This window comes from Candidatus Igneacidithiobacillus taiwanensis (genome assembly GCF_031962545.1).
Lineage (GTDB): Bacteria > Pseudomonadota > Gammaproteobacteria > Acidithiobacillales > Acidithiobacillaceae > Igneacidithiobacillus > Igneacidithiobacillus taiwanensis.
In genome coordinates, this window is sequence record NZ_JAVRKK010000174.1 from 1 (window position 1) to 3,903 (window position 3,903).

General features: G+C 54.0%; 4 protein-coding genes. 3 read left to right on the top strand and 1 reads right to left on the bottom strand.

The annotated features are described in order from the left end of the window. From RTI30_RS13125 to RTI30_RS13135, 3 genes are all read left to right on the top strand, one after another. Positions 1-1,250 (top strand): cytochrome ubiquinol oxidase subunit I (locus tag RTI30_RS13125; RefSeq protein WP_312283986.1); only part of this gene is annotated, 1,250 nt, incomplete at its 5' end. Positions 1,251-1,295: 45 nt separating this feature from the next. Further along, complete coding sequence (locus RTI30_RS13130) at positions 1,296-2,381, top strand: cytochrome d ubiquinol oxidase subunit II (protein ID WP_312262991.1); 1,086 nt, start codon at positions 1,296-1,298, stop codon at positions 2,379-2,381. 48 nt (positions 2,382-2,429) lie between these two features. Further along, positions 2,430-2,681 carry a hypothetical protein gene (locus tag RTI30_RS13135; protein WP_312262992.1) on the top strand — a complete coding sequence of 84 codons (252 nt, stop codon included), beginning with the start codon at positions 2,430-2,432 and terminating at the stop codon, positions 2,679-2,681. A gap of 6 nt (positions 2,682-2,687) precedes the next feature. Here the strand turns inward: RTI30_RS13135 and RTI30_RS13140 are convergent. Then, the coding region (locus RTI30_RS13140) for a type II secretion system F family protein (protein ID WP_312283987.1) at positions 2,688-3,903 on the bottom strand (1,216 nt) is incomplete at its 5' end.

A 3,903-nucleotide genomic window follows, 5' to 3' on the forward strand; every position in this document is an offset into this window, starting at 1 on the left:
GCGTGACCATGGAGATGGCCTTTGGCATCCTCTACGGCCCCTTCTCGCAAGCCGTCGGTCCCTTCTTTGGCAACATTCTGGGCTTTGAGACCATTACCGCCTTCATGTACGAAGCGGGCTTCATCGGTCTCATGGTCTTTGGCTGGGGCAAAGTCAGTAAGGGCATGCATCTCTTTGCCACCTTCAACGTCGGGCTTTCTTCCAGTCTTTCGGCGATGTGGATTCTGGTCGCCAACTCCTGGATGCAGACCCCCAACGGCGTCGTCCTGAAAGATGGTCTTTTCCAGGTCACCAATTGGTGGCATGCCATCCTCAACGATAATTTCGTCTGGGGCTTCCCGCACATGTGGGTGGCAACGATAGAACTGGCACTCTTTGTGTTTGCCAGTGTCAGTGCTTGGTTCATCCTCAAGAACCGTAATGCGGATCTCTTCACCAAGCTTCTCAAGCCTACTCTGCTCGCCCTGCTTATCGTTACCCCAATCCAAATTTATATTGGCGACACCTTGGGGCGTGATGTGGCAATGACCCAGCCGACTTCACTGGCGGCTATGGAGGGGCATTACCATACCTATCTACCGGATGGTAAGGTAAATACGGGCTGGCATTTGATCGCCTTCCCCAATGCCAAGAACGACGGCAACAGCTTTGCCATTACCATTCCCCATGTCCTTAGTCTGCTCGAGACCCACACCTGGAATGGGAAGGTAACGGGTATGGACAGCTTCCCGGCCAAGGATCGCCCGGATGTCTGGGTGCCTTTCTATGCCTTCCGCATCATGGTCGCGATCGGGTTCTTTCTCTTCGCCGTTGCCCTCTGGGGTAACTGGTTGCGCCTGCGCGGCAAACTCAATGCCGAATCCCTGCGTAAGAACCCGTGGTTTTTACGTGCCGTGGTTTTTTCGGGCTTCTTACCCTACCTCGCTATCTGGTGCGGTTGGTGGACGCGAGAGATCGGTCGTCAGCCTTGGGTGGTCTTTGGGCTGATGCGGACCTATCAGGGTGTGAGCCACATGACGGTCGGCCAGGAAATCGTCTGGTTCGTCGGCTACATCGCCTTTGAGCTCATGGTTTGGGCGGGGGCCTGGTATTTCTTCAGCCGCGTCATTGCCAAAGGGGTGGACAACATTCCCCACTCCGACACCCTCTTCACCCATCACGAAGAGGACGGCCATGGCGAAGAGAAAGCTGGTGGTGGTTTTGCCAAACCGACCTTTGCTAGCAAGCCGATGCTGGAAAAATCTCGATAAACCAATAGCCGGGGGGTAACCCCCGGCCAGCCACGGAGAATTTTTATGCTTGACATTGCTCGAATCGCCGGCAGTTTATCCACTTGGTGGTGGATGCTGCTGTGTTTGATGTTTTTGCTCTACATCGGCCTCGACGGGGCCGATCTCGGCGCCGGAATCTTTGCGCTGTTTTCCCCCGACGAAGAGGAGCGCGGCGCCATTATGGCATCGATGGCCGGCTTCTGGGACGGCAACGAAACCTGGCTGGTAGTTGCTGGCGGTATTCTCTTCGGAGCTTTTCCTTTGGTCTATGGATCAGCCTTCAACTATCTGATGATTCCCTTAATGATTGCGCTGTGGGGTATTATCATGCGCGCGGTGGCGTTTGAATTTCATGTGCATGCCATCGGATCCAAGCGCTTTTGGGGGTTTCTCTTTGCCTTGGGCAGCCTTGTCGCTCCCTTTGGCGCTGGTGTTGCGCTCGGTGGTGCTTTGCTCGGATTTCCGACCATGCATCATATCGCCGCTGAGGGCGTGAGCGGGGCCCACGCCTTGGCCTTCAATGACGTAAAGCATTTTTCTGGCGGCGCCCTAGATTTTCTCAGCCCTTTCAGTATCTGGACGGGCTTTGGCGCGGTGATTGCCGCAAGTTTGGCTGGTGGTTTGTATCTTTGCGCACGATTTGTGGCAGGAGACGTCATCCATGAGCGCGCCAAGAAATGGACCAATGCCTTTTCGCTGATCGCCCTGGCGGCCGTCGTCATTACTTTGGTCTGGTCCTATGCCATCTTCCCTTGGGCCGCCGCTAAGTGGACCGGTAGCCATTGGTGGGTCTGGCTAATCTGGATCCTGGCCATTCTCGCCTTTGCTTATAAGTCGATGATGGCGCATGCGGCTTCTCGCGACTTCATCGCCCTGCTCTGGGGCGAGGGTGTGGTAGCTCTGATGTGGTTTGCGCTCTGGGCGACCATGTTTCCGTACATCGTCCCCGATACATGGACGGTGCAAGCAGCGGCAAATCCTGCCGATTCTTTGGCCGTGTTTACCCTGTTCATGACTGGTTTCGTACCCATCATGATCATGTATAACTGGTACCAGATTTGGGTATTCCGCGGTCGTTACACCAAAAAGGCCATGTACGCAGGACATTAAATGCCAAGGCCCCGCAATCGGGGCCCATTACTGCAGGAGAGATACACCATGAACATCCGCCAACACTACAACTTTCGGCAGCCAGCCGCGTCTCCCGAGTCGACTCGTGATCTGCAAGAGGCTCTAGAAGCGCTCGAAGAAAAGCAACATCTAGTTCACGAGAAGTTGCGCAAACTATTGGCAACCATCGACCATGCCCACCCTGACGAAATCATGGACCAGGTCTTGGTTTTGGATCGCGAATTGCGCAAGTATCGTAGATTCTTTCACATCCTAAAAAACCACTTTGTTGCTCGCTGAATTACATCAGCCGCCATGGGTTACCACTGCACCCATCTTGAAGATTGGCAAATACATCGCAACCACCAAAGTGCCAACAATGATACCCAACACGACCATGATCATCGGCTCCATGAGGGTGGTTAATCGACTGACTGCTTCGTTAACCTCATTCTCATAAAAATCAGCCACCTTGCCGGACATCACTTCAATAGCGCCCGTCTCCTCCCCAATCGCAAGCATCTGTGTCGCCATCAACGGAAAAACGCCATCCTCTTTGAGCTTTGTAGAAATACGGCCGCCCGCCGCAACATCGGCGCGGGACCGAAGAATGCTTTTTTCAATGATGGCATTGCCAGATACTCGCGAGAGAGTATCGAGGGCTTCGAGAATGGGCACACCAGCGGCCTGCATGGTCGATAAGGTACGGTTGAAACGCGCTACGGCACCTTTCAGCAGAATGTCGCCGATTACCGGGATTTTGAGGGCATAGCGATCCACGACTACCTTGAATTCATCGCTGCGGCGATAAGCATAGCGAAAAGCAAAAACGAGGACGATTGGGATTAGCACCACCATGTACCAATGCCCGCGCATCCAATCAGAAATATTGATGACCACTTGCGTAAGTAAGGGCAACGTCGCACCGAAACTGCTAAACAATTTGGCAAACACGGGGATCACGAAGATCATCAAAATTACCACTACGACCACCATGACAGAAATGATCGCGGCTGGATAAAACATTGCCGACTTCACCTTCTTGTTGAGGGCGAGGCTTTTTTCTCGATAGTCTGCCAAACGCAGCAGGATCGTATCGAGAATACCGCCTTGCTCACCAGCCGCCACCAACGAGATGAACAATCGATCGAAGTATTTGGGATAGTGGGCAAGAGCTTGAGAAAGCGACTCTCCCTCATTGAGATTGCGAAGAATTTTGCTCAACAGCTTGCGCATGGCCGGCTGCGATGACGCAGAGATCAACAGCTCGAAGGATTGCACCATGGGCACGCCGGCATTGATCATGGTCGACAGCTGCCGCACCATCACCACCAGGTTAGCTTCTTTGATACCCTCCCCGCCGAACAGGGGCTGACGGACCTTGGCCACCACGATGGGTTGCAACCCAGCCCGGCGCAACTGGGCCTGCATAAGTTCACAAACCTTTGGCACTTCTTTGGCGAGGGAGGAGTGCCATGCAGGTTCAACATGTCGGGTACCGGATCCGGGGGTTTTACCGGGT